We start from the raw sequence: 1,714 nt of genomic DNA, 5'->3' as shown, positions 1-1,714 counted from the left end.
TCGAAATGGAAGGGCTTTTGAACAAAATCATCTGCACCGAGCTGCATGGACATCACCATATCTGTTGGGTGATCTCGTGATGATAAGAAGATAATCGGTACCTTTGATTGTGCTCGAATCATACGGCACCAATGGAAGCCATCAAACTTTGGAAGCTGGATGTCAATGATGACAAGATCAGGCTTCACCTCATTAAAGTCCTCCATCACCTTTGCAAAATCAGTAATCCCATATACTTCATAGGACCACTGACTAAGCCGATCCTTAACTTCTGCGAATAATGTTACATCATCTTCAATTAATAAAATTTTAAACAAAAAATCACCGCACTTATAATTGGTTATATTTGTATTATAAACTTGTTGCATCTAAAAAGGGTAGGAATGTTTAGTAATTCCTTGCTTTAGTGATACTAATAGTAACAAGATCGGAAGGGAGCTTGAGATGTGTTAAACAAAGCAGAATCATTAGAGAGTATTATCGCGATCATCCCAATCATGAAAATAGCCATTCCGATAGACTTGTCGATTGCCATTTGTGATAAAGAAAAGTTTATCGCCTATTTTCCTGGCGATACAATTGATCTGAACATAAAAGTAAACCAGCCACTTTCAAAGGAAGAGCCTCTTGCTGTAGCATTAAGTCAGAAAAAAACACTCAAGGCTTTTGTTCCAGCCGATTACTATGGTTTTGAATTTACAGGCACAGCAACACCAATTGTGAATAATAGCAATGAGGTGATTGGCGGTATTGCTGTACAGGTACGCAGGCAAACAGAGCTGAGGGAAATCGTTCAGCAAATTCAAGATTCCTTGTCACAGGCAAATGAAAGGATAGTCAAAATGACAGGCAGTTCAGATTCATTGACTGATTTCTCACATGATCTTCTTCATCAATCAAAACAGACGGAAGAAGAAGTTAGTAAATCGACAGAGGTGCTGTCACTCATCAAAAGGGTAGCAGATCAGACAAACCTGCTTGGCCTTAATGCGGCGATTGAAGCAGCAAGAGCCGGGGAAAAAGGGAGAGGCTTTGAAGTTGTTGCAAATGAAATTAGAAAATTTTCGAAAGAAACAGTGCAATCCACCCAGAAAATCAACCAGACGATGGAGCAGATAAAGGAAGCAACAAGCAGGATGAATTTGTCGATAGAAAGAATCGCATCCATTGGGCAGTCACAGGCGGATTCTGTTAAAGAAACAAGCGCATATATGGAGAAAATTCAGGAAATGGCGGTAAAGCTAAATCAATTTGCAAATGAATTGTAGAGAATGATTTCTTCCTATATAGGTGTGTGATATAGTAGCAATAGCAAGTCCAGAAAATGTAGTGGAGGTAACAAAAATGTCAGAACAAGAAAAGAAAAAAGTAAGTTTAAAGGATGCAATGAAGCAGCAGCTTGCCAATAAAAAGCAACAATCTCAACAAGGTCAAAGCCTGAGCGGCAATACAAAAATGCAAAAAATGAACAGCCAGCAAACGAAAAAGACGAATAACCAAAGAAGAAGAATGGGTGTATAAATGAACGGTCAAAACAGGAAGGACATCACAGCTGGTTTAACGGTCGAAATCGTTTTGAAGGCAGACCAGAAAACCGGGAAAAGGACAGTTGGAGTCGTAAAGGATATTCTAACGAATTCCTCCTTCCATCCACATGGAATTAAAGTAAGATTAACAGACGGGAAAATCGGACGAGTGCAGGCCATTCGCTGAT

General features: G+C 39.4%; 4 protein-coding genes. 3 read left to right on the top strand and 1 reads right to left on the bottom strand.

The window, feature by feature from the left end; all coding sequences use genetic code 11:
- Positions 1-368 (bottom strand): response regulator (locus AB0G52_RS40965; protein ID WP_361344372.1); only part of this gene is annotated, 368 nt, incomplete at its 3' end.
- A gap of 78 nt (positions 369-446) precedes the next feature.
- Here AB0G52_RS40965 and AB0G52_RS40960 point away from each other — a divergent pair.
- Genes AB0G52_RS40960 through AB0G52_RS40950 form a run of 3 tightly spaced genes read left to right on the top strand, consistent with a single transcriptional unit; the run spans position 447 to position 1,713 of the window.
- Positions 447-1,268 carry a methyl-accepting chemotaxis protein gene (locus AB0G52_RS40960; protein WP_361344369.1) on the top strand — a complete coding sequence of 274 codons (822 nt, stop codon included), beginning with the start codon at positions 447-449 and terminating at the stop codon, positions 1,266-1,268.
- A 22-nt stretch (positions 1,269-1,290) separates the two neighbouring features.
- Positions 1,291-1,521: a hypothetical protein gene (locus AB0G52_RS40955; RefSeq protein WP_361344366.1), complete on the top strand. Its 231-nt coding sequence runs from the start codon at positions 1,291-1,293 to the stop codon at positions 1,519-1,521.
- Positions 1,522-1,713 carry a YwbE family protein gene (locus AB0G52_RS40950; RefSeq protein WP_127738288.1) on the top strand — a complete coding sequence of 64 codons (192 nt, stop codon included), beginning with the start codon at positions 1,522-1,524 and terminating at the stop codon, positions 1,711-1,713.
- The last annotated feature ends 1 nt before the right edge of the window (position 1,714 follow it).

This window comes from Streptomyces sp. NPDC021562 (assembly GCF_040640875.1).
Classification (GTDB): domain Bacteria; phylum Actinomycetota; class Actinomycetes; order Streptomycetales; family Streptomycetaceae; genus Streptomyces.
This window is presented reverse-complemented; position numbering and strand designations above follow the sequence as displayed.

Coding starts and splice junctions, on each gene's coding strand:
- AB0G52_RS40950 (WP_127738288.1), top strand. CDS start 1,522: ATGAACGGTCAAAACAGGAAGGACATCACAGCTGGTTTAACGGTCGAA.